This window comes from Rhodococcus sp. MurmanLake-1, from assembly GCF_056945715.1.
Genome location: NZ_JBWZNF010000017.1, coordinates 79,353 through 103,533, shown reverse-complemented (window position 1 = coordinate 103,533; position 24,181 = coordinate 79,353). Strand labels below are relative to the sequence as shown.

Genomic DNA, 24,181 nt, shown 5'->3' with positions numbered 1-24,181 from the left:
GCAGCGGCGGGAATGCGAATCGATCCACCACCGTCGTTGGCGTGCGCGATCGGGAGGACTCCGGCAGCAACCAGTGCGGCTGCGCCACCCGATGAAGCGCCGGACGAGTACGCCGGGTTCCACGGGTTGTGGACGGGCTCTTCGGCCATGTATTCGGTAGACGCGCTGAATCCGAACTCGGGCAGCCGGGTCTTGCCGATCGAGATGGCCCCGGTGGAGAGGAACTGTTTCGCGAAATCGCTGTCGGTCTTTGCGGGGACCGCGGTGAAGGCGGTGCTGCCCTGCTGGGTGGGGAGGCCGGCGCTGTCGGTGTTGTCCTTGATCGCGGTGGGGACACCGGCAAAGACGCCCTTGGCGGGGCGGTAGCTCCTGGCGAGGGCACGGTCGAAATCAGTGCAGGCCAGACCGTTCAATCGCGCCTGAACCGCCTCTGCCCGGGCGATCGACGCCTCCATGACTTCCCGCGCGGTCACCTCACCCGATTCGATCCGGGCGGCGACGCCGGTGGCGTCGAGATCGCCCAGGGCGTCGTCGATGAAAGCGTGGACGGGGGTGTTCGCGGTCATGGGAATCCTTGTCAGGCGGAGGCACTCAGGTCGTCCGTCCAGCATATTGGACGGACGACCCCGAAGTGGCGCTATCTGTGGATTGCGGTATCAGCTACCGAAGAACGTCACTGCCTGCTCGGCCGCCTGCGGCGCCTGCTTGAACACGCCCTGCGGGATGAACTGCCGCGGAATGACCGCCCACAAACCCCAACTGCTACCCCCACCACGCAGGCATCTATTGGCCGCCTCAAACAGTCATGAAACTTTGCGCCCGTAGGTAAGGTCGCGGTGGCAAGTTACGGACTCCGCGTACAGAGCGCTCAAATGTCTGCCAGAACCACGGCGCGCCATATGATTTGACGCAGTTATCTGCCGCGTGACGTCTCCACGGCGGCGGGAACTGAATCGACTCCCTTACCGCGCCACTGACCGGCCCAGCGCGTAGCGCCCCTGCGTAAGTCAGCCGGACGCGATGTACATCCGTTCAAAACATCAGCTTCGCGGCCGCAGCTGATGGCCACCTCGGGAGACCAGTGGCGTGAAACTCGAGTGGTGAACGGTTCCGACAACGCCTGGCCCACCCAAGAAGCCCAAGAGTAGATCAACCGACCACCAAACCGATCTATGTTGTGCAGCATCGGTTCTCAATAGGAACCCAAGAGTAGGTTTGTTCGGGCGTGGGGTCGTGATGCTCGATCATGGACTCCCAGTGATCACGGGAAGACATGGAGCCCTCCCGGGGCGTGACAGCAATGGACTCTGGTGACACTTCGCTGACAGGTTTGATCGCGGACCAGAGGACGTCAGCGAGAATGATTCCGCCTTCCACGCAGGCGAAGTTGCCGGCGGCCTGGACGGCGTCGACACTCAACTCGCACCACTCGATCACCCAGCCGGCATCGCGGGCGAGTTGGTCGAGAAACACCCTTTGCACGCGGGAGTTCCCGTCGGCGAACGGGTGAACACGGGTCAGATCGCCCCGGTGCCCGGCGAGGTCGTGAACGAAAGCTTCATGACGGTGATGGTTGAGGTAGACCCCGCTGTTGACGCCGGCGAACACTCGCTCGAGTTCGTCCGGGATAGCCGCAGACGGATCGTGAAGAATACCGAGATCGCCTGGCACGGTGTCGACGGTGCGGATCTCACCAGCCCCTCGCAGCGGTCACCGAACAGGTGCCGATGGACAGCCTGCAGGTGCGCAAAATCGAAACGCCTGGACACCGAACATTACGAACGCGATGTGTGGACGAGCGGTCACGTTGTCCTTCCGACATGAGAGCGGCATGTGCGGGACAGGTCGCTCACCTGACCTCGCAACGACGACACCAGCACCGCCCACCAGCACGCGAATGGGCCTCGTCACATCCCAGACACCTGCGGTTGCGTCCAGGAACCCCTCGCGTTCTACTGTGCCTATACCAAGTCTCTCGCCACCCCCGCAAGCGAACCAACCACGTACGCTTTCAAAAGTAAGAATCTCGTCACATTGAGAGATCCGTCCTCCCCAGATGAGATCTGTTGGTATGCAATCCATGCGAAGTACCTCGACGAGTCAACACCTACGTAAAGCCAGTACGAGTCGACACATCCATCAGATTGTGAGCGCCAGACGTCGGATTCCCCGTAGTCGGCAATAAACACCCGCACCGTCGATTTTTTGCTACCGAACACACATCGAATGAGGTCCATACCCTGATGTACGTCTCATTTTTCGATCAATACGAGGCACGCCCCGGCCGAATCATGCAATGGACGCCGTCGACGATCCCCGCGAGATCGACGTATCCTGTTCCACCCACGTCGAATCAGCAGTTGCATCTGGCTGGCGGTGCAGGCGAGACAACATGGCTTGCAGCTGCTTTCGACGTACCGGGGATAATTGACGAAGAAGCACTGGAAATCAGTTTCGAAGAGTGGACTGCCCGCCACGATGCACTGTCGTGCTCGTTCTCCCTCACCGATCGCCCGGGCGCACCGCCAGCACTGCGCCTGGATGTCGCTGATGTCACCGAGCAACAGCTTCGTCAGGAACCTGTGGTGGAGGCGCACACACCCGAGGACGTACGGCGACTGCTCGGGGAGCGCATGGACCGAGCGTGCAATCCGTTTCATTTTCCGGCGTACTTCCTCGGGGCGATCAGCCGCGCTGATCAATCGACGGTGATCTGCGGATTCGACCACGCCATCTGCGACGGGTGGTCGATGAGTATCGCGATCACCGAACTCAATTACTTGTACCGCCGTCATGCCGCGGCGATCGACGACCCGTCCCCAACCGACCCCCTGCCCGAGCCCGGAAGCTTCCTCAACTATTGCTTCCGTGAATCGGCAACCGCTGATCCTGACCCGGCTGACCCCCGCATCGCCGGGTGGAGGTCCTTCCTCCGCGCGTGCGGCGGTGACACTCCGCACTTTCCGCTGGACCTGGAATTGCCGCCCGGGACGATGTCCGCGCAAGGCACCGACACCCGAATCCTGTTGGACGCGCACGAAGCCGAGAGATTTGACGCGAACTGTGCCGACAACCGACACTCGTCCTTCGGAGGAGCCCTCGCTGCAATCGCTCTCGCTACCACGCAACTGACAGGTACGAGGGACACTCGCCTTCTGTTTCCAGTTCATACTCGCCGAGAACCACGCCACAATCACACTTTCGGATGGTTGGTGGCGAACGCGCCCATCACCGTCACGACGCACAAGCGCTTTCACGACACGGCGCGGTCGGTCAATCTTTCTTTCCACGAGGCGCTTTCGCTCTCGACACTCTCGTCCGCGCAGGTCCTGCGGGCGTTGTCGGGAGAAGTCTCACCAACTCGCAGGAACATATTTTCCGTGTCCTATGCCGACTATCGTGGCATGCCGGGTGGGTCGCAGGCCCAAGGGTCTCTGTCGCGTCCGATCAACCCTCGGCAATTGAGCCGGGTTTCAATCGCAGACGACGTCCAGTTCTGGTTTTCGCGTTCCCACGAAGGTCTGGCACTACGTACCAGATTTCCGGCCTCAGCAACATCGACAGTGAACAAGTACCTGGATGCGGTCGTCGCAGCGGTGCACGAAGTCCGATAGCCCGCGGCACCGCTGTGCCAGCCTTGCCGCACTCGGATTGCGACGCGCCGAGACGAGCACCGTGTCAAGACCCGAGACGAGCCGTCCACATGAGCGCCTGCGCGACACACTTCTCGATCTTCTCCTGTCCTGGTTTCATACCGGATGGACTACAGGTCTTCTGCAGCATTCGCCAGGGCTACGTTCTTCTCGCCAAGTGCAGGGTTCGCGATGCGGTAGTCGCCCTCGTCGACCACTGTCGTGAAAATGCGTACGAGATGGTTGTGGTACCGAGCCAACTGTTCCCGTGCGCGAAGGGTGTCGGGGGTCTGGCTGCCGAGATAGAGATGATGCCGGTCTCGGTTGAACCACATCGACGCGTTGGCCGTTTCGCCTTCACCGGTGAATTCCATTGCTCGCTCGTACGGCGCGGTACCGGCGCCGGGAAACCACCGAAAATCGATGTACGACAACATGTTGGGGCTGGCAGTGACATCGCCCCTCGCAACTCCGGAGGCCAGCATGGCGAGTAGCACCGATTGCACCGGCACGTCGGCAAGCCGCTTGGATCTGAGGTGGCCGGCATGCGCCGTCGGAACCAATTCGGTGAAAGTCGTTGCAGCAGCCGTATGGAATGCAACGGGGGCAAAGTTGCACATCCATCCTTGTGAGAGTTGGAAGTTGCCCAGACCTCGATTATTCAGAACACTCATGCCGTAATAGTCGGCGCTGCCTGCAAGTTCGTAATCGGCGATGGCGACGGCGGCGTATATCCCGCTGAGTATTCTGCCACCCGCGCTTTTGCAGATGCCATCGAAGAGTTCGGTTGAACGTGCATCGAGCACGTTGATTTCCACCGGACGCACAGGTGCAGTCTGTCCGGGTGCAAGACCCAGATCGAGAGGAAACACGGGCATCTTGTTGCCGTTCTCGGTGAATACTTCCAGCCACTCGCGAACCAGGGGTGAGTCGACGGGGTAATCCATCGCGCGTTCCTGCTCGATGCGCGCATAGGACCGGAATCCTTCGGTGTCCGTGGTCGAGTACGGACTCGGTGCAGCGCCGAGTGCCTCCACTTGATAAAGATCGACAAGTTCGGAAAAAGCCAGAACCTGCGAGGCGCCGTCGGTGAAAGCGTGATCGCATCCGTAATACATGGTGAAACCGCCCGGGCGGAGCACCGCGCCGAAGGCGAATCCCGGCCATCTCACGGCAGTGGCTTCAGTTTCGAACCGCTTGATCACGTATGCCTCGAAGTCTGCCGTCTCAGCCAGGTCACCGCCGTCGACAGCCTCGAAAGCGATTGCGGTCGAGTCCACTTTATGCCTGACCACGTTCCCGTCATCGGTACTGAAGTACGTCTGTAGCCCGTCGTGCCTGTGCACGAAGCGGACCAACGCGCGGGTGAGTGCAGGTACGTCGAGGTCGCCGTCGATCTCGGAGGCGACCCCGAGAAATGCCCTATGGCGACCGCCGCGTTGTTGCTTTGCTCGAAAACCCTGTACATGGCTCTGCTGCAGGAAAGTGGGGGACCCCGCATCGAGAGGAGCGGCGTCAGCGATCACGCGAGCGGATACCGTGGGATGCCATTCCATCAGTGTGCCCGGAGCGGGCTTCCAGTTACTCATGGCTGTGATGATCATCGACCGTCCTGACTGTCGCAGTTACGTTCTTCGAACTGGTGCGCAGCGTTCAAAACGCTTGGCGCGGAACTAACTCGCCCTATCTACAGGGCACGTCGAAGGAAAAATCGATCGAACGGTGCATGGATTGATCATCGCACCGGGCAGCCGAATTCGCACAGCGTCACGACATCACACCCATTGCCTGGCACGGTGAACGTACTCATGGGAACACCCCTAACGATCCAGACCGCTATTACGCCGTGCCACCGTTGTGTGTTCGAGAACTGAACCTGAACAGACTGTCGATTGAGACGACGTATTTCACTGGGAAACAGCACCTTTCGGATAACCCCGATGCGCGATGCGCCGCCTGAGGTCTCCGGCCGTGACGCCGTCATACTTCACGACGGAAACTGTCGGCGCCTTGACACGTGGGAGTAGTGGCGACGCTAGACCCACTGCGACTGTCCGCCACACCGAGGCGTCCGTAATGTTCCTCACGTCAGCCATAGCTGTGTGGGTTGTCTTACACAATGACGAGAAGCAGCCATTACCGTGATGTGAACGGGAGGTAAGTCGAGCATTGTTTCGGCACTACACGCCGCGTGTCGATCTCCCGAAGTTGGCGTGTGGTTGAAGGTTTCACGAACTCCGAAAATTTGTCAGCCGATGCGTCCACGCATAGGCTCGGCGATCTCACAACTGAAGCAACCATGGCGGGAGAGGTGCACTGTGACAACGATTGTTCCTGACCTTGCCATCGAGACGGTTGACCTGACCAAGAATTTCGGCAAGTTCCGTGCCGTCGATTCCGTCGACCTCGCAGTTCCTGCAGGTTCGGTGTATGCCGTATTGGGCCCTAACGGAGCAGGGAAGACCACACTCGTCCGCCTGATCTCTACCCTGCTCCGCCCCGACCGCGGGACGGCAAAGGTTTTCGGTTACGACGTGGTCCACGACCCCACAGCTGTCAGATCACTGATCGGGTTGACCGGTCAATATGCCTCTGTCGACGAGGATTTGACCGCCGCGGAGAACCTGGTCATCTTCGCCAAGTTGCTCGGAATGAAACGATCCCAGGCTCGCGATACCGCTGACGGACTGCTCGCCGACTTCGGCCTGGAGGAAGCTGCGGGTCGTTTGCTGAAGAATTTTTCTGGAGGGATGCGTCGACGTCTGGACTTGGCTGCGAGTCTAGTCGCGGCACCTCCGTTGCTGTTCCTCGACGAACCGACTACGGGTCTCGATCCCCGGACGCGGGCGCAGTTGTGGAATCGGTTGCGCACGTTGGTAACCGAAGGGACCACGATCTTGCTGACCACTCAGTATCTCGAAGAGGCGGACGTTCTTGCCGACAGAATCGCCGTAGTCGACAACGGAACTCTGGTCGCAGAAGGGACCACCGACGAACTGAAGTCCACAGTAGGATCCCAGATGCTGGTTCTCACGTTGTCCGATCCAGCATTCGTCGCCGCCGCGGCAGCGATCATCTCGCGTCATACCGCCGCTGATGCCGTCATCTCCGCGGAGGGGACGGTCGCGCTTCCCGTCGAAGATCTATGCGCCCTACCGGAGATGTTGTTCGATCTACGCGCGGACAACATTGCGATCCGCGAAATCAATGTCACGAAACCGAGTTTGGATGAAGTGTTCATCGCGATCACGGGCCAGGCGAGGAGAGGGGCCTCGCTATGACGAGAAGTGTATCGGCGGGGGTGCACGTCGAGCGCTCGCCACTCGCCGGCCGAACGGTTCCTCGTCGTATCCATGTGGGGCAAGCATTTTCGCACGCAGCGACCATGGCTCAACGTGGGTTGCTCAAACTCCGGCACACTCCCCAGCACCTCTTCGATGTCATCGCTCTACCTGTCGTGTTCGCGGTCATGTTTTCGAGTATCTTCGGCGGAGCCATCGCGGGGACGGTGGGCGCATACTTGCCGACGTTGATCCCCGGTGTGATGGTTCAAGTGGCGATCGCCGCCTCCGTCTCGACCGGCGTCCAGTTACGCGAAGACATGAACAAAGGAGTTTTCGACAGGTTCCGGTCACTGCCCATCGCGCGCATCGCACCGCTCGGTGGCGCATTACTGGCCGACGTGGTCAGGTATGTCGTCGCCACCACTATGACGGTCATCGTCGGAGTGGTCATGGGATACCGCCCGAGCAGCGTTCCGGGGGTAATTGTCGCGTGCCTGCTGGTCATCGTCGTCGCCTTCGCGTTGAGCTGGATCTTTGCTCTCATGGGAGTGCTGATGGACAAGGCATCGACAGTGCAGGGCGTCTCGATGCTTGTGCTCATGCCGCTGACGTTCATGTCCAATGCTCTGGTTCCGGTATCGACAATGCCGCACTGGATGCAGACATTCGCCAATTTCAATCCGGTCTCGCACCTCGTGTCGGCGGTTCGGGACCTCGCCAACCACGGAGACTTCAGCGTTGAAATCGCGTGGTCACTGCTCGGTGCAGGCGCCGTACTCGCCGTATTTGCGCCGTTGACGCTCCGCGTCTACATGCGCAGAGTGTGAAGAAGGAGTTTGGTGTGGAGACGAAGTGCCTGTCGGTGGTTGTACCGACATACAACGAAGAAGACAGCATCGGCCAATGCCTGGAGCGGCTGACTCGCCAGCTGGCACACATCGTCGAGATCGTGGTTGTCGACAACAATTCGACGGACGCGACTGTCTCCATCGTCACCGGCTTCGCCGATCGATTCGACGAGGTGCGAATGATCCGCGAGCCTGAGCAAGGCTTGGTCTTTGCACGCAACGCCGGATTGGACGCCGCGGTGGGTCCATTGGTAGCCCGGATCGACTCCGATACTCTGGTGCCCCCGGACTGGTCGAAAAACATCGTTGAATTCTTTAGCGCCGACACTGATATGCGGTGGTCCGCTGCCTGTGGTCGCGGCGAGGCCTACGGGCTCCCCTACGGTACTACCGTCCAGCGACTCAAGGACCGTCTCGGTATTTACAAATTTCACAGAAAGAGAGACAAACAAGTCAAAGAGGTACCCGTTCTCTACGGATCGAATATGATTTTGCGAAGTGATACTTGGTCCGAGGTCAGAAACTTGGTGAGCATGCGCCGAGATATTTTCGAGGATGTGGATACCGGGTTATGCGTCAAGAGTACGGGCGGACAAATTGCTTTCATTCCTTCCATCACTGTCGGCGTCTCTCCGCGGCGTATGGAAACGGGAATGTCGTCCTTCATCGAGTATATGATTTTTCTGCCGCGAACCTTTCTCATGCACCGCAAGTACGGATATGCGGCTTTTTCTATCGTTGTCTATGTTCCGGCGATTGTCGCGATGCACTCCGTACGACTCCTCGTTATTCGCGGCTTTGACTCCGAGTCGGAAACATTTGCCGTCAAGAATTTTCGGACCGCAAGAGTGGATCGGATCAATCCATGACGGGGTGGACGCGGGCTCCTTCCTCCGCGATATCGGCTGCACGGTCGACGGCCGCATCCGCGCTGATCATGACCGTCGACAAACCTCGCGCCGCGGCGGCGCAGCGAGGTGAGAGCAGGCGGGTTAGTGCCGCATGCCATGACTCTGCGGTCATGTCCTTCAATCTGATGCTGATCCCTGCGCCGCAGTGCTCTACCCTCGCACCCCACATCGGCTGATCTGCACCTATCCAACATACGAACGTCGCGATGCCCGCGCGCAGACTCGCCGCGGTGGACCCAGCACCGCCGTGGTGGACTGCCGCAACGCAGCGTGGCAACACGGCGTCATGGTCGACAGAGGCGACAATCCGTACGTCGTCATCCCGCGCCGGCTCCAGGTCGGTCCAGCCGGCGGCGATAAGCACACGAACTCCCAGTCGTCGTGCAGCCCAGGTGATGCTGCGCACCAACTCTTTCGAGTTCTCTACGTGCATGCTGCCGAAGCCTACGTAAAGTGGAGCTGTACCGGCGTCGAGCCAGGCTCCGAGATTCGGCGTATTCGAGTCGACGCCCATACGCGCTCGGGTGTCTGCAGACAGAGTGAGGAAACCGACGAGCGGGCGGCTCGCGCCCCATTCCCTGGCCAGATCGGGAAAGAGCGCTGGGTCGTAGGCCTGAATCTCCGGGACTCCCCGAGCGGTGATGGCAGTAGCTGCCGGCGCACCGATAGATGGAAGTCCCAGGTCCGCACGGAGCGCCTCCTCAGGCCCCCTTCCGGTCCTCCACAGGAGCTGTTCCAACGCGATCCAGGACAGTCGGGTCGGAGCGCCGTGAGGGAAGCGCCGCGTCAGCTGCTGGAAGAAAAACACCGAATTATTCGTTCGGACAGGACAATAATGCATCGGAATATAGGGGATCATACGATAATCCGCGACGTTGAGTGCACGTTCTTGTCCCGCACTACCGCCGATGATCGCATCTGCGTCGCGAGTGAGGTCGAGTAGTTCCGATTGCATTCTCCTGCCCCCGCGTGTGGTGATTTCCGATATCGCTGCGAGCCGCTTTCTCGGGTTCGACGATTTGAGGTCTCGTCGGACTAGATCGGATGCCAAAAGCTCGTTGGTGTCGAGCCCGTAGGAATGCGTTTCCACACCCGAAGAGCGAGTAAACTTCACCAGATTCGGCGGGACGCCCACAGCAACATCGTGACCGCGATAGGACAGGCGGGTCGCAAGGGCGATCGCGGGTTGTATATCTCCGCGAGATCCATTGAATGCCAATACAAATTTCATGACCTACATCACATCCTCTTGGTGTTGTCATGCAGGTGAAATGTACGACGGTTACTGTCGGTAACACGAACACATTGCCTACAGATGCTCCAAGATAGCACCCGGGTGGGAGAAAGCCATGAAGTTCGTTTTTGCTTTCAACGGCACTAGAGGAGATATTCAACCTGCCGTAACAATAGGTGCCGAGCTGAGTCGGCGTGGGCACGACGTCGTATTCGGATCTCCCCCGAACCTGTTCGACTTCGCATCGAAACTCGGATTGGATGCACGGAACTTCGGCTACGACACCCGAGCTCACATGAACTCCGACCTGGTGCGCAACAGAGCGCGGACAGGTTCACCTGTCAAGCGCCTGCGGGCGTTGGCAGAGATTCGTGATTTCGGCTGGACGCAGATCGTGTGCGACATGCACGAGATCCACCTGGGCGCCGACGCGATCGTCACCGGCTTCACCACCGAACAGGTCGCGTTCAATTTCGCCGAGGCATCCGGCATACCGTTCATCACGCTTCACCACGCACCGATAGTGCCGAACAATCATCTTTCGCCCGTCGCGGGAGCGTCTGTGTCACTGCCGCGTTGGGTGAACCGGGCGAGTTGGACACTGTTCGAAGGACTCTTCTGGCAGCTCACGCGGGCCAGGGAGAATCGGTTGCGTACCGAGCTCGGTTTGAAGCCGGCAACGAAAACCCTGCGCGAGCGCATCACCTCGTATAGAAGCATACAGATTCAGGCATACGACAGGACTTTCGTACCCGAACTGGCCTCCGATTGGGGGGCGGAACGGCCCTTCGTCGGATTCGTGGACCTCGACGACAGGCAGCGCAAAAGTATCGGTGAAGACCGCGAACTCGATCCCGCCCTCGTCGAATGGATCGAGGCCGGACCGGCGCCTGTGTACTTCGGTTTCGGCAGCATGCCCGTATCCGATCCAGCGGCCCTGTTGTCCCTCATCTCAGCTACATGTGAGGAACTGGGTGAACGAGCGTTGGTGAGTATGGGGTGGAACGAATTCGACGCAGGCAACCACTCACACCTCAAAGTGATCGGCTCGGTCGACCACACGAAGGTCTTCCCGCTGTGCAAAGCGGTCGTACACCACGGTGGCGCAGGTACTACCGCATCCGGGATCCGAGCGGGGCGTCCGACGATGATCTGCTGGGTGGGTTCGGACCAGCCGTTCTGGGGCTCACAGTTGACTCGATTGGGTATCGGTTCTACGACGCGGTTGAAGGGTCTTGACACTGCTCGACTGCGATCCGGGCTGGTTCAAATTCTCACCGAAGAATGCAGACAACGTGTCCGCGCATTCGGAGCAATGTTGACGACATCGGCGGACGCGGTCGCCGCGGCCGCCGACATCATCGAACGTCAAGTCAGCGAACCGGTTACCGGCGCCGAGGCGGATACTCGATGACGCCGCATCAGGGCAATAGGCTCGATCCCTCGGATTATCTCTATCGTTTCATGGAGACCGCGCTGGGGTGGTCTGTCGTCTTGCAACTGCAGTGGATCTTCCCCACGCCACCGCATCGACATTCACTGGCGGATATGGCTTCTCGACTGAGCGAAGGTCCGTTGCATCGCCGTTTGGTGACACCGGCGATCCCGTTTGCCAGACCGTACTGGGTTCGATCTTCGTGGACCAGCACAGTAGTCATAGATGAAATCCCTGTCGCAGCGGAGTCGGTTTCCGACTGGTTGAATGCCGACTTGTATTCGGCGCCACTCGATTCCGAGAGCGGACGATCCTGGCAGCTCCATGGCACGTACGTCGCCGATGGAAGCTTCGCACTGTCGCTGACAGCGCTGCACCTGGTAACAGACGGCAAGGCAATGGTCTCGGCGGCGTTGGCTGCGATCACTGTTGATCCTCCGCAACCGGCCGAGGTGGCAGCGACGCCGCGACAGGGTCTGATCGCAGATGGACTCGACGCGGCGCGCCAGCTGACGGGGGCGGCCTCCGGAATCGGGAAGGCACTCGCTGCGGCCGCAACGCAGCGAACGTCGAGGCAGCACGCTTCACCCCTCTCGCTGACGAAATTGCCCATGCATGAACGTGCACCGAACGCCCATCATGCGTGGGCGACGATCGCGGTGGACAGTTCCCACTGGCGCAGCGTTGCGGAACAGTATGGTGGAACGGCGAATTCACTCTTCATCGCCATTATCTCCGGCGCGCTCCGTCGATCCGGATATGCACCGTTAGGGACTCCGATCAAGGTTGGGGTTCCCGTGAGCCAACGGACAGTGGGAGACGATCGCGGAAACGCGACGGCAGGAGTATCGGTGATCTTGATCGACGAGCCCATCGCAGGTGGGGATCTCAGTGTCATCCGAAGCAAATGCAAACAAGCATTCACCACGCTCGAAACCGGACGCCGGCCGGCGTCGATCCACTTACAACCCCTCCTACAACTGCTACCGGATGCACTATTGGTCAAAGTAGCTACCGCGGGAACTGGAATACCGGACACCGTGACATCGAATTTGGGGCGCTACCCCGCCGAACTCGCAACAGTCGGTGACGAACTCGCATCCTCGGTGGCATTCCGAGGCATCGCGCAGCACGTCGATCCCGCACTCCCCTATCGGTTCGGAGAGGGATTGCAATCGTGGCTGCTCGAAGTGGGCGAGACCCTCACCTTCACCGTCGTCGGTTTCGACGAACTGCATTTCGGCACAAGTACGAAGCTGCGAAAGCTCTTGTCGGAAGAACTTGTCAACTGGAATGTTGTGCACCAAATCTACTGACCCCGCCGACGATCGAGAGAGGACGACATGAGCCGTGTTGCAGGAGCCGACGAGTCGTACATGCTTGCAGAACAATACTTCGGGCTATCGGCACCGATCCAGTACCTGTGGATCTATCCGGCCGATCCCGGCATCGAAGCGGTGCTACGTCTACGCGATCAACTCGGCGCAGGGGCACTCAACAGGCGTGTCCACAAGGTACGGATACCGCTCGCTCGACATCGATGGGTACGAACCGACCGAACACCGGAGCTCTATATCGAGCCGCAGCCGGTAGCCGACCGAGAAGTCTCGACATGGGCAGAAACTCGCTTGCGTCAATCCAATCTCGATCCGATCATCGGCAACGGCTGGCGCCTCGAATGCGCACACACAACATCGGGGAGATTCGTCCTCTCCCTGTTGGTGTCACACATGATCGCCGACGGTCAAGGACTGTATAACGCCCTGAGCGCGGCGCACCACGGCACCTCGTCCAGCGCGCTTCCCACACTCGACGAGGTTGCCGGATTACGTGGCCTGGCAGGAGATCTGCGCGATGCGTGCTCTCAACTCGTCGAAACAACGCACGCGAGCCGGATCATCGCCTCCACGCTGTGGCGCCAGAGAAAAAGCAAGAACCGCAATTCCATCAAGCCCGCTGAGGTTCCTTCGCACGCGGCGAGCGAGCGGGGACCCGACACGACCTTGGCTATCGTCGATCTCGACAAAAGGGAGTGGAACAATGCCGCAGAACAATGCGGCGGAACGTCGAATAGTCTGCTCATCGCCGTCATCGGAGGTGTCGTACAACGAGCCGGCTGCACGGTGACCGACGACCGCATACGTATCTGTATCGCGGTGAACAGACGTGAGGACGGCGACGAACGCGCAAATGCCTCAGGAGGCGTGTGGATCAGAGTTCCTCAGCGAATCGACCCCGGGCAGGATCTCACTACGATCAGAAGACTGAGCAAAGAAGCATTGATCGAATACACGACTTCGGGAAACAAGAAGGTTGCCGACAACCTGCAGACGATCGTTCGCCTGTTACCGAAGGACTTGATCGGAAAGATGATGCGATCGGTGATCGGTCCAGACGCCACGGTATCGAATCTCGGCGTTGCCCCAGCGGCCGCGACAGCTATAGGCGAACACCGTGCCGAGTCATTTGCAGTGCGCGCGATCATGCAGGGTCATACTCCCGCAGACCGTCGCCGACAGGGACCCTCAATTGCGGCGTGGGCCGTGGAATACGGGGACAAGATGACACTAACCGTCTTCGGGATCCACCCGGATCACTTCGGTGACCAGGCACAACTCCTCGATCACCTCGAAGACGAACTCATCGCCTGGGGACAGTCACCGAAACGGTGGTGACTGTCCGCCCCACAGAATGTTCGTAGCTGAATGATCTCGGCAGTATTCCGACTGTCAGTCCAGTTACCGGCTCCAGTGGCGCTTCCGCAAGCGGAGAATCCCCGCCCAGTATCCGACTCCTCCGCCCGGGCAGCACACTCGATACGCTCTGCGGCAGCGCCCCGATATGCGCCCCTCACCGAGGCGGATCGCTCCGCACCGTCTCCTCAGGCCACCAGCCTCCACGGACACACCCAGCACCCGCACGTCAGGCGTACACGAGTAACGCCGCACCCTGACATCGTCGCCGCCGTGGAATTTCTGCTCACCGAGCCGGACGCCTACCTCTACCGGCGCCGCTACCTGGACCTGATCATCCACGCCCCAGGCCCTGACGGCACGACCCTCACCGACTACAGCGCCGCCGAAGAATACCTCCTCACCACCGCCGCCACAGCCCGCCGTAATGCCGCGCACCGCACTACAACCCTCCACCCGGCTCACACCCCCAAAACCCAGAACGGGGGACGGAGGAGGTGCCGAAATCCGTGAACTACTGCTCTGCAAGCGAATTCGTCCACTCCGAGACGCCACATCAGCAGTCACACCCGGAACGCGGGCAATCCTCCAGGACATGGGAACCACCCCGAACACTCGCACGACCGAAAACGGACCGGTACTCCGCCGCATCCACGACGAACGTACCCACGAGGTCGTCGACACCACCCCGTCATGGACGAGCTATTCGACGCCTCTTCACCATCACCCAGAGCCGGCGCTGGCCGCACAGAGTGTGCAGCCGCCGTCGACGTCACCCTGCTCAGACGGTTCTGGCGCACACATCGTCGAAATCGGGCTGCCAATCATTTTCCTCGAAAACGGACAGCTTTGGGAGATTCATCCGGGTTTGCAACTTCGGCCCTACGATCGCTGCACCTTGGCTGTGCCGGACGCTGTTGCGCGTCACGGTCGTCAGTCGGTTGCGCCTGTGGGCGCACGGCGATCGGGACCGGCGCGGATGTCCATCCGACCACGAGGGGGTGCGCAGGATCGCATTTCCCCCTCACTCAACGTGTTTGGATAGAGAGAGTTGTTTCTTCCTCAACGAGCCCGAGCGTGCGAGCGGGTGACGGGGGAGCGAAGGTGTTCATGGACCATCGAATGGATCCGTTAGCGGTATCCGGTGCCCCGCACCGGGGCGAAGGGTTTCGGTACCTGCGTGCGGGGGACGTGTAGCAGTGGTCCGACACCGTCGCGGCAATGCATCGTTACGAACCGGGCATTGCCTTGGATTGCTGCTCTCGCACAAACATCCCGATGATCGCCGGTTCGTAGCGGAAAGGCCGTGGATCGAAGGCCAACGTTTCGTCAGGGCGCCGAGACAGTGCATCTGACCATGGCCAGGTGCTGGATGTAACGGGTGAGATCTTCGATCAACGATTGCGGCTGCCACGTCCTCGTTGTCGCCGTCGAAGTCCTGGACGTGCCCACCCACACGGCGGCACCCCGGACCATTCTCCGGGCTCTGCTGATGTGCCCGCAAAGTGACTTTTCGCCCGAATCGGTAACAGGTCACGCAATTCGGTCGAATCAAGTGTTAGATGAGCAGTGATTTGGCTCACATCCTCCTCGAGACTGGACACCACATGCGGAAAATACTGCAAGCAGGCATCGTCACGCTCGGCGCAGCCGCCCTGATTCTCCCCGCTATGCCTGCCCACGCTGCCGACACGATCGTCACCTTCACTCTCGCGGCCGGGCCGTTGACGATCACAGCCCCACCGGCAACGGCACTGGTCCAGAACCTCACCACAGGAGTGGCTACGGGCATCGTGACCCCGGTCGCCGTCACCGATCTTCGCCTGAGCACCGCCGGCTGGATATCGACCGCCGCCTCCACCGATTTCACCGGACCCGTGACCATTCCCAAAGCCAAGATCACCTACACACCGACCACCGCCATCAAAACCGGAATCGTGACAGTCACGGCAGCGGGAGCGGTGGCACTGGATTCGGCAAAGACAGTGCAAACAGCGACCGCCGCAGCGGGATCGAACACGGCGACCTGGAGTGGAGATCTTTCGGTCGACATCACCAACGGCCCTACCACCGGCATCTACACCGCCACCCTCACACATTCGGTCGCATGACAGAAGGTGCCCGCGTATCCCGTCGACTGGATATGCGGGCACCTTCAAGCGCCATCACATCACCACCCAGAAAAGGCGATTCGTGCGTACAGTCCTCCTGATCACTCTGGCAGCGTTCTCCCTCACCGCCGGGCCCGCTTCCCTCGCCCACGCGCAACCCACCGCGCCTGCCCCTCCGTCCGCCGACAATCCCGGACTGGGAATCCGGTTACTCGAAGCGCCTCTCGATCTGGCCGACGATCCGCGCGCAGCCACCTACATCATCGACAACCTTCCTCCCGGCACCGCCATTCACAGGCGAATCGAGATCTCGAACCGCACCGGGGCATCACAATCCGTGCAAATCTATCCGGGTGCAGCACACGTGGATTCGGACACCGGATTCGTCCTCGAAGAGGGTGCCGCGATCAACGAACTGACGACATGGATGTCGGTCGACAGACCGGCAATCGAACTTGCCGACGGACAGACACAGGACGTGAGCGTCACCGTCGGCGTCCCCACCGAGGCCCCCGAAGGTGAGCAATACGCGGTCTTGTGGGCACAGATCGCCGGCGCCGACCCGGCCGGTAGTGGTGCCACAGTCGTCAACCGAGTAGGGATACGCACCTACCTCTCCGTCGGCCCAGGCAACGGCCCTCCCGCGGACTATGTCATCGACGCCCTCACCCCCGCGCGAGACAACAACGGTCAACCACAGATCATTGCCGAATTCACCAACACCGGCGGCCGAGCAGTCGACGTCAACGGCACGGTGACCTTGACCGACGGCCCCGGCGGAATCTCCGCAGGACCGTTCCCGGCAACAACCTCGACAGTAGGACCAGGCCACAAAGGCCAAGCCGTGTTCAATCTCAATTCCCAACTCCCCGAAGGCCCCTGGGAGGCGAAAGTCGAACTCACCAGCGGAATCCTCCACCGGGCGAGCACAGCGACCCTCACATTTCCCGACACCGGCACAGGCGCAAGCATTGCCGATCAGTCAACGCGCCCCACGTGGTGGATCTGGATCACCGCCCTCACAGTCCTTACCGCAGTCGCGGTCGCAGTCGCGGTCGCGGTCGCGGTCGCGGTCGCCCGCAGCAAACGCCGGCAGAGCCGATGAACCTCACCCGCCCGATCTGGACACTGCTCGCCACCACATGCGCACTGTTCCTCACTGCTGCGCCCTCCCCGGCTGTGCCCTCCACAGGCCCACCCCCCATCCCGACATGCCCGACGCCCACACCGCCCACACCGCAACAATGTGCGAACACGACCCCGCAAGCCCTCCCCCACATCACCCCCACAAGCATCGACACGACAACGACAACAACAGTGACCCCGCGGCACGTCGGCACCGACACGACAACCTCCGCCGCCACCACCCACGAAACGACCTCGAGCACAACGATGTCCATTCCCGCCACAGCAGAACCCGAAGGCGCACACAGCATCGCGCCGATCCCCACCAACCCAGCGCAACCCCCCACGACCGCGAACCCCGGTTCGCTCACCGTCAGCACCGGCCCCCTCATCGCCGCCACAGAACTGCGCCCCGGTACAACCCTGCACGGCACCATGTCCGTCACCGTCAGGGACACCCGAACCGGCAACCAAGGCTGGCAAGTACAAGTGCACATGCCCGCCTTCATCGGAACTTCGACTTCCTCACCACTTCACCCAACACAGACGTCATACACCGCAGACGGCACCGACTGCAGCCACTCCACCGGCCCCCAACGCCTCTCAGCACAACCTCGAACAATCCAACTAGCAGACACCACTTGCACCGCAACATGGAACTCCGCAATCGACATCGCGGTACCGCCCGACGGCATCCTCGCCGACACCTACACCGCAGTCATCACCCACTCCATCGCCTGAACAACACCTGGAAGCCTCGACACACTCGCAGCCGAAACGCCCCACAACCAGGCGACATTCGAAACCGGCGGCACGTTCTGTCACCACCGACGCAATCGAGCCGGTGCCCGCCATCGTGAAAAAACGACATGCACGCTCGATCACAGGACCGCATACTTTCTCGAGGAACAAGACAGCTGGACACCCGAAAACACTGCAACCAAAATCGGTCGGCGCGACGGTGCGCACGCGCGACGTCAACGTCAACGTCACCGCCTGAACTATTCGCCCGCTTCTGCAAGTGTTCGAGGCCTGCGGCTCCCACCCGTGAGAACAGTGGGGATTTCAGCATCCCCCTGGCCTGCGTGCCTACCGCCCGTCCAGGTCAGGTGATCGCGGCCATTGCCTCGTTCAGCGGGTTGAACGGCGCAGTCAATGCACTGAACCTGTGAACGGACACGTTCAGCGATCCCGGTACGTCACCGCGAACGGTGGTAAGTACGGCACCCTTGCTCCGGGTTGCTGATTCGCTACTGACAGAGACCGACGCTTTTGCAACCGATGCCCGGTAACAGGCCCTGGGCTGCATCCCTGGTCACCGGTCGGGCTTTGCGTCGACGCGGAGACCGACAACCGGGCCGCCACCATCGTGGCACGAACAGCCACCTCAGCGGCCGCGTCCATGCAGTGGTACCTCCAACCGTTAGTGGGCTGATTCGGGGGCTTCGGCTTGCTTTCTCCGCTCGATGGCGGCGGCCGCCGAGAACTGCAGAGTTGCGATGTTGATCAGGTCGGGGAAACGCTGCGTCATGCGGGCGACGAGCGTCTCGGCATCTGCCGCTTCGGCGGATTCAGCCAAGAATGTGGAGATGTAGTCCCGTGTCCCGTTCAGCATCGCCGCCACGTCGGTGTCGAGGCGATCCGGGGCCCTGTGGCCGGCAACGACGAGGCGCGGCGCCAGGCTCTCCACCTTGTTGACGCTCTCGATCCACTGCCGCCACTGGGTGGGACCAGTGAGGCCGAGCATCTGGTGCACGCCGTTGTAGATGACGTCACCGGCGACCACTGCATCGAGGTCGGGGATGTGCAGAACAGTGCTGTGCTCGATGTCCGCCTGGCCTACATCGACGACCCGGAGATCGCGCCCGTCCAGGGTGATCGTGTCTCCTTCGAGCACATCGGGATATTGCATGTTCTCGGTGACCTGACCGGGCATCCAGACGTCGGTGATCGCTTTGTCTGTTTCGAAGGTGTCGCGGATGAGCTGAGTTACAGCGTCGGTCGCGACACCTCGCGCATGCGGGAAGCGCTCCAACAGTGTGCCAAGTCCGACGTAGTGGTCGAAATGGGCGTGGGTGATGTAGATCGTCGTGAGCTGCTTTCCGGTTGCCTCGATTGCCTGTGCTACCCGCTCGACGTCGGCGTGGGTGTAGAGCGTGTCGACCAGGACCGCCTCGGTAGGGCCGGTGACGAGGGTCGCGGTGGCAGGGGAAAAGGTGCCACCGATCGCGAGGTCGACGGGCGGGCTGACGAGCACCTGAAGCTGAAGAGGTACGAGGTCCTGAGGCATGTGCGATCTCCGTTGTTCGACGTGAAGTGCATCTCGGTTGAACCCTGCCCGATCTAAGTACATAATGTCAACTTAGATTCCGTTGTCCACGGATGCGGCGAGAAGGCTCGGCGAGCCGGTGGGATCTGCCGCTGCATGGGCGAAATTCCGGTCGCCTAGGCTTGGAGATGTTTGCAGGGTGGTTCCTCCGGACTTGATTGCGGTCAGCTTGATCCGTCCCGCCCGGTTCGGACCTCACGCGCTGGCGCACGAGCACAGCGTTCCCCGACCTGCGAATGCGTTGGCCGCCCGGCCATTGCCCGAACCTCCGACTCACGGCAGGACTCGAAGGTGAGGTGGAATACTTTTTGAGGGGTTTTCGATGGATCGCAGCAACTACCTGATGAGCAACTGCTCGATAGCTCGCAGCCTGCAGGTTTTAGGGGAGAAATGGACACTTCTGATCGTGCGGGAGGCGTTTGCCGGATCGACGCGCTTCGAGCAGTTCCACAGCGTCCTGGGGTGCCCGCGCAACCTGCTCTCTGAACGGCTCCGCAAACTCGTCGACGAGGGAATCCTCGAACCTGCGGACTATCGCGAATCGGGCAGCCGTTCGCGTAAGGAGTATCACCTGACCAGCCGCGGGCGGGAGCTGCTGCCGATACTGCTCGCACTGCGCGAGTGGGGTGACCGCCACCAGGCCGACCCGGCCGGCGCGCCCGCGATCAACCGTCATGTCGGCTGCGGCGAGGAGGTTCATCTCGCCGTCATCTGCGCCGCCGGGCACGTGGTCACCAGCTCCCAGGACGTCGAGGCGGTCCGCGGGCCGGGTGCACTCCTGGCGAGCGAGGCCTGAGCCCCTCCACTCGATCGCCAACGCGGTGCGCCGAGTCGTTGATGCACGCAATTGCCAAGCGCAAGCCGCGCGTCTACACGCCACGATCGCTCGCGCTTTTGCAGGCACTCCGCCCGCTCGTGCTCAGCTCCGTCGGTGTGCGACAAACAATGCGGACCTCCGAGTACATCCCGGTCCTGGACGCCGAAGTCGCGGCTCTCGGTCACGCCTTCGGTTCGTCATCGGCGAAACCCGGCCGCAGGGCTGACGCAAACCATGACGCCTCGCCGGACCTCACGATTGAATTTTATTGTCCTCAGCCCGATCCGGCGGGTGCCATGGGCCTCAGCGAACGAACATTGAGCCCGCCTCAACTGCTCCCCCCAGTAATCGCAACTGAATTTCTCAGTCCAACTTCTCGGGAGCACGTCGTCTTTCCCCTCGGATGGTCTCTCGGCCTGCCCTCTCCCACCGTCTCCCGAGGATGAAACGGGACCGAGACCAGACGAGATAAGTGCGCCGCTTCAACCCATTCGAGCACCGATGTTGTCGAATACCTCAGGCACTCCGCGGAACCTGACGGTTACCCACACCGTGGTTTCGGCACCCACGGCGTGGACGACGGGCGCCCTCGAAGCGGCCCGCCTACAAGGTCGATATGGCCCCTCCTGCTCGATGAGCGGACAACACGTACAGGTGCTGCATCGACATCGCACCCACCGAACCCTGCGACGCCTCGTTCATGAAGCCAAGAGATCTATCCGAAGGGGGCAAAGCCTGTGCGCACGAACCGAACCCCACAAAACAGTCAACGAAGCCGGCGGGTACCCGTCTACGTCGCCTTCAAGTGACGAACGAGGAATTCCGTCTGATCGGCTACAGCGACCTCGAAGGCGTCGCCGACGTAGATGTCGAAATGCCCGATTGCGTAACGCTTGACTTCCCCGCGTCGAGCGGTCGCCGCGTAGCGTAGCGCCATCTTCGCCGGGGCTACAGCGTCGTCGTCGCAGATGCAGAACAAGATCGGCGCACTCACCTGACTCGCCGAGCGGCCCGGGCGGTACAGACCGATGCGGTTGACGATTCGAGCTGCCACCCCGAACTCGAATTCGGCATCGCTCGGGATAAGTGCGCGGTACCCGGATTCCGAGTCGGGTGAGGTCATGAGCGCAGCCGAACCAGGAGGACCGGTGAGCGGCACCAGCACTGGGGCCCCGCCCCGCACCCGGGCGAGCTCGTCACGAAGGACCGGAACAAGCATCTTGCCCAGGCTGCGGGGACTTGCCGCCCGCACCGAAGCCAGTCCGTCGGTGAACGGACACTGACTCACCACCGCCGCAACCTGCCGATCGCGAGCAGCCACATTCAGAACGTGACCTCCCCCGAGCGAGGTACCCCACAACGCGATCCGGCCGCTGTCGATTTCGTCGAGGCCGCGCACGTACCTCAAGGCGGCACTCCAGTCGTCGAGCTGGCGATCGATGTCGAGCAGCTGACGTGGCTGACCGTCGCTGTCACCGAAGTGCCGGTAAGTGAAGGTAAGCGCGGCGATTCCGGCGGCCGCGAACCGGCGGGCGAACGACTCCAAACCGAATTCGTGCGTCCCCCCCATGCCATGACCGAGGATGACCAAGGGAGTGCCTGCAGGGTCGGCACTGTCGGGCATGAACAGCCAACCGCGACACTCGTCGCCCGATGATGTGAAAGCGATGTCCCGCCGGATGGCGTTGTTTGGGTGCATGGTCGAAGCGTAAACGCTAGGTATGTATTGTCAACCCAGCGTGGCATCGTGACCCTCCCAGACGGCAAGCTGATGTTCGATGAAGGCGTCCCTCCATCCGACCCCACCCTCACAATCGACTACGTGGACGGCGTCGCACCTCCTGACGAGCTCGTAGACCGCGCGGTCGCGCTCGGCGACCAGCTCCGCCCGCCCTCTCGAGCTCACCATCAACGCAGCGTCTCCATCGGCGCATCGCGCAACCTCCACGAAGTCTCCACATCGAGAGCATCGAGTTCTTGTCCACCCCGCAAGCCGGCGCACAACAAGCGATGCGCGCCTACATCCAACGCACCGACGAACACCGCGACCTACCTCTCTACAACCGGGCAATGCACGACAAGACCACCGAAAGTGGCCCGTTCGCCCATCCCCCACTGCATGACCGGGGCTCGCGCAACTCACTCACCCCGACCCCGCAATTCCTGCCGAACCATCACTCCCGATCGAGGAGAACGCCAACAAGGGCAGTCTCAGTCGCAGGCGACGGCGAGGCCGGCTGCGAGCAGCATTCAACGGTTTCGCAGCACACGGACCACCGCTGATCGGCGTAGATCAACTGGGGCCGATCGGCGCACTACCGACCGCCGCCCTATCCTCCGACTCCTGCGAGCACCAGTAGGCAACCAGGTTGTCGACGCGCCGAACCGCAGATCCGTATCCAGGACAAGCCCAGACCGATGCAACGCGGCACATCCATCATCGCCGACACAGCCATGACGATCAGCCCTCGCCGGCCCCAACCAACGATTCGATGAAAGCCACCGCGTCGTCCGCTCCTACAGCCACGACATCGAAATGTCCCACACCGGGATACGTCGACAGATCGTTTCGAGTGCCGGACGTTGCGAGTTGCGCCGACAGAAGCGCCGAAGCCGGATATGGAACCACAGTGTCGGCGGTGCCGTGTTCGATTCGAATCGGGACGCGCCAATCGGCAACCGGTATGGCGACATATTCGTCGAGCGCAGCGACGAACGCGGGGTCGTCCAATGGCTGCGCCAGCAACTCACCCACACCGACATCGCCCAGCCGCACCCGCAGATCAGGTGTGCACCCGACTTCAGCCGAATCGACGAACCTGCGACCTACCGGGGACAGGAACCGGTTCACATCGATGTCGGGCCGGGAGTTACGAAGTCCGTGCAGAAGATAGACCAGGAGAGCAGCCGGCCCCCTCGTGGCGGGGATCGACGGGATACCAGGGCGCAGAAGGGGGATGACAGATTCCAGGTTCGATGCAGGCGCGAAGGCCACAACCCCACGCACGTCGAGGTCAGAGGCATACGAGGGGGCCGCATGCGCAGCGGCAAGGGCTGCGTGCCCACCTTGCGAATGGCCCGCCATCACCACGCGCTCCGAGAGCGACCGATCTGTAGCTCGCGCTGCCCTGACCGCGTCCAACATTGCGTGCGCTTCGGCATCTCGCGCGAGGTATCGATGGGCGCCGATGCTGCCGAGCCCGATGTAGTCGGGAGCAACGACGACGAACCCTCGAGCTACGAGCGTCGAGATGAACCCCACACTGACATCCACCGCCTGAGTCGGCGAATCCTGACGCTCGAAACGACCACTTGCGGAACAGGAATCACCAACTCCCGCCGTACCCCAACCCCAAACGACCACGGGCCGCGTGCCCGCAAACGCGGGCGCGGTCGGGGTGAACACCAGCGCGGTCGCCTCGGTCGATGACCCGTGCTCGTCCGCCGTGCCGTAACCGAGGACCGTCGTGATGGAGTCAGCCGAGAGCACGGCCCGATCAAGCACACTGCTCTCGATGACCGTTCCAGGCAAAATTGGAGCGGCATACGAAACAGGCGCCGCCACCAACGCGAAAGCCAGACTGACGACGATTGTCGCGCAGACGCCGCAGAAGGATCGGATCCGCCGCCCCGCGCGCCGCCCCGACCCACCCGTATGTGTGAACATGGAACGAAACCTACCAGCGGTACACCGTCGGCAGTCCATCGACTGACCCGATTACGTTGCCTCACAACATAATCATCGACCGAAAACCGAACAAC

The 24,181-nt window shown here is 61.3% G+C and carries 20 protein-coding genes and 1 pseudogene; 12 read left to right on the top strand and 9 right to left on the bottom strand.

Annotated elements, in window-relative coordinates; all coding sequences use genetic code 11:
- Together AC2ETI_RS29605 and AC2ETI_RS29600 are read right to left on the bottom strand one after the other, a co-directional pair.
- Nucleotides 1–566: amidase family protein (locus tag AC2ETI_RS29605; protein ID WP_483634795.1), on the bottom strand; the 566-nt coding region annotated here is incomplete at its 3' end.
- A 604-nt stretch (nt 567–1,170) separates the two neighbouring features.
- On the bottom strand, nt 1,171–1,689 hold the full coding sequence (locus tag AC2ETI_RS29600; protein ID WP_483634798.1) for a Fic family protein: 519 nt from the start codon (nt 1,687–1,689) through the stop codon (nt 1,171–1,173).
- 554 nt (nt 1,690–2,243) lie between these two features.
- Here AC2ETI_RS29600 and AC2ETI_RS29595 point away from each other — a divergent pair.
- Nucleotides 2,244–3,614 (top strand): condensation domain-containing protein, encoded by a 1,371-nt coding sequence (locus tag AC2ETI_RS29595; protein WP_483634794.1) that lies wholly within the window; start codon nt 2,244–2,246, stop codon nt 3,612–3,614.
- A gap of 149 nt (nt 3,615–3,763) precedes the next feature.
- On the opposite strand, the gene AC2ETI_RS29590 is transcribed toward AC2ETI_RS29595, so the two are convergent.
- Nucleotides 3,764–5,236 carry a condensation domain-containing protein gene (locus AC2ETI_RS29590; RefSeq protein ID WP_483634793.1) on the bottom strand — a complete coding sequence of 491 codons (1,473 nt, stop codon included), beginning with the start codon at nt 5,234–5,236 and terminating at the stop codon, nt 3,764–3,766.
- Between the two features lie 714 nt (nt 5,237–5,950).
- Between AC2ETI_RS29590 and AC2ETI_RS29585 the strand changes: the two genes are divergently transcribed.
- The 3 genes from AC2ETI_RS29585 to AC2ETI_RS29575 are packed head-to-tail and all read left to right on the top strand — an operon-like array spanning nt 5,951 to nt 8,633.
- Nucleotides 5,951–6,913 (top strand): ATP-binding cassette domain-containing protein, encoded by a 963-nt coding sequence (locus AC2ETI_RS29585; RefSeq protein ID WP_483634792.1) that lies wholly within the window; start codon nt 5,951–5,953, stop codon nt 6,911–6,913.
- Nucleotides 6,910–7,743 carry an ABC transporter permease gene (locus AC2ETI_RS29580; protein ID WP_483634791.1) on the top strand — a complete coding sequence of 278 codons (834 nt, stop codon included), beginning with the start codon at nt 6,910–6,912 and terminating at the stop codon, nt 7,741–7,743. Before AC2ETI_RS29585 ends, AC2ETI_RS29580 begins: the two co-directional genes overlap by 4 nt.
- A gap of 14 nt (nt 7,744–7,757) precedes the next feature.
- Complete coding sequence (locus AC2ETI_RS29575; protein ID WP_483634790.1) at nt 7,758–8,633, top strand: glycosyltransferase family 2 protein; 876 nt, start codon at nt 7,758–7,760, stop codon at nt 8,631–8,633.
- Here AC2ETI_RS29575 and AC2ETI_RS29570 read toward each other — a convergent pair.
- Both AC2ETI_RS29570 and AC2ETI_RS29565 read right to left on the bottom strand, forming a co-directional pair.
- The gene (locus tag AC2ETI_RS29570; RefSeq protein WP_483634797.1) at nt 8,623–9,483 is read right to left on the bottom strand and encodes a glycosyltransferase; all 861 of its coding nucleotides are present in this window, start codon (nt 9,481–9,483) and stop codon (nt 8,623–8,625) included. The two genes, AC2ETI_RS29575 and AC2ETI_RS29570, sit on opposite strands and share 11 nt — an antisense overlap.
- 240 nt (nt 9,484–9,723) lie before the next feature.
- Nucleotides 9,724–9,906: pseudogene (locus AC2ETI_RS29565) on the bottom strand (glycosyltransferase); the annotation flags it as partial.
- Nucleotides 9,907–10,024: 118 nt separating this feature from the next.
- Here AC2ETI_RS29565 and AC2ETI_RS29560 point away from each other — a divergent pair.
- From AC2ETI_RS29560 to AC2ETI_RS29530, 7 genes are all read left to right on the top strand, one after another.
- Nucleotides 10,025–11,323: a glycosyltransferase gene (locus AC2ETI_RS29560; RefSeq protein ID WP_483634789.1), complete on the top strand. Its 1,299-nt coding sequence runs from the start codon at nt 10,025–10,027 to the stop codon at nt 11,321–11,323.
- Nucleotides 11,320–12,660 carry a condensation domain-containing protein gene (locus tag AC2ETI_RS29555; RefSeq protein WP_483634788.1) on the top strand — a complete coding sequence of 447 codons (1,341 nt, stop codon included), beginning with the start codon at nt 11,320–11,322 and terminating at the stop codon, nt 12,658–12,660. Before AC2ETI_RS29560 ends, AC2ETI_RS29555 begins: the two co-directional genes overlap by 4 nt.
- 27 nt (nt 12,661–12,687) lie before the next feature.
- Nucleotides 12,688–14,019, top strand: a complete 1,332-nt coding sequence (locus AC2ETI_RS29550; protein WP_483634787.1) for a hypothetical protein — start codon at nt 12,688–12,690, stop codon at nt 14,017–14,019.
- Nucleotides 14,020–14,310: 291 nt separating this feature from the next.
- Nucleotides 14,311–14,550, top strand: coding sequence for a hypothetical protein (locus AC2ETI_RS29545; protein WP_483634786.1), 240 nt, complete (start codon nt 14,311–14,313; stop codon nt 14,548–14,550).
- A 1,049-nt stretch (nt 14,551–15,599) separates the two neighbouring features.
- Nucleotides 15,600–16,148, top strand: coding sequence for a WxL domain-containing protein (locus AC2ETI_RS29540; RefSeq protein WP_483634785.1), 549 nt, complete (start codon nt 15,600–15,602; stop codon nt 16,146–16,148).
- 82 nt (nt 16,149–16,230) lie between these two features.
- A complete protein-coding gene (locus AC2ETI_RS29535; RefSeq protein ID WP_483634784.1) occupies nt 16,231–17,253 on the top strand; it encodes a hypothetical protein in 1,023 nt (340 codons plus the stop codon).
- Nucleotides 17,250–18,014 (top strand): hypothetical protein, encoded by a 765-nt coding sequence (locus AC2ETI_RS29530; RefSeq protein ID WP_483634783.1) that lies wholly within the window; start codon nt 17,250–17,252, stop codon nt 18,012–18,014. Before AC2ETI_RS29535 ends, AC2ETI_RS29530 begins: the two co-directional genes overlap by 4 nt.
- Before the next feature lie 682 nt (nt 18,015–18,696).
- Here the strand turns inward: AC2ETI_RS29530 and AC2ETI_RS29525 are convergent.
- Nucleotides 18,697–19,563, bottom strand: coding sequence for an MBL fold metallo-hydrolase (locus tag AC2ETI_RS29525; protein ID WP_483634782.1), 867 nt, complete (start codon nt 19,561–19,563; stop codon nt 18,697–18,699).
- Nucleotides 19,564–19,924: 361 nt separating this feature from the next.
- Between AC2ETI_RS29525 and AC2ETI_RS29520 the strand changes: the two genes are divergently transcribed.
- The gene (locus AC2ETI_RS29520; RefSeq protein ID WP_483634781.1) at nt 19,925–20,398 is read left to right on the top strand and encodes a winged helix-turn-helix transcriptional regulator; all 474 of its coding nucleotides are present in this window, start codon (nt 19,925–19,927) and stop codon (nt 20,396–20,398) included.
- 811 nt (nt 20,399–21,209) lie between these two features.
- Here AC2ETI_RS29520 and AC2ETI_RS29515 read toward each other — a convergent pair.
- From AC2ETI_RS29515 to AC2ETI_RS29505, 3 genes are all read right to left on the bottom strand, one after another.
- Nucleotides 21,210–22,118: an alpha/beta hydrolase gene (locus tag AC2ETI_RS29515; protein ID WP_483634780.1), complete on the bottom strand. Its 909-nt coding sequence runs from the start codon at nt 22,116–22,118 to the stop codon at nt 21,210–21,212.
- Between the two features lie 30 nt (nt 22,119–22,148).
- The gene (locus tag AC2ETI_RS29510; RefSeq protein WP_483634779.1) at nt 22,149–22,328 is read right to left on the bottom strand and encodes a hypothetical protein; all 180 of its coding nucleotides are present in this window, start codon (nt 22,326–22,328) and stop codon (nt 22,149–22,151) included.
- Nucleotides 22,329–22,880: 552 nt separating this feature from the next.
- Nucleotides 22,881–24,086 (bottom strand): alpha/beta fold hydrolase, encoded by a 1,206-nt coding sequence (locus AC2ETI_RS29505; RefSeq protein WP_483634778.1) that lies wholly within the window; start codon nt 24,084–24,086, stop codon nt 22,881–22,883.
- Nucleotides 24,087–24,181: the final 95 nt, after the last annotated feature.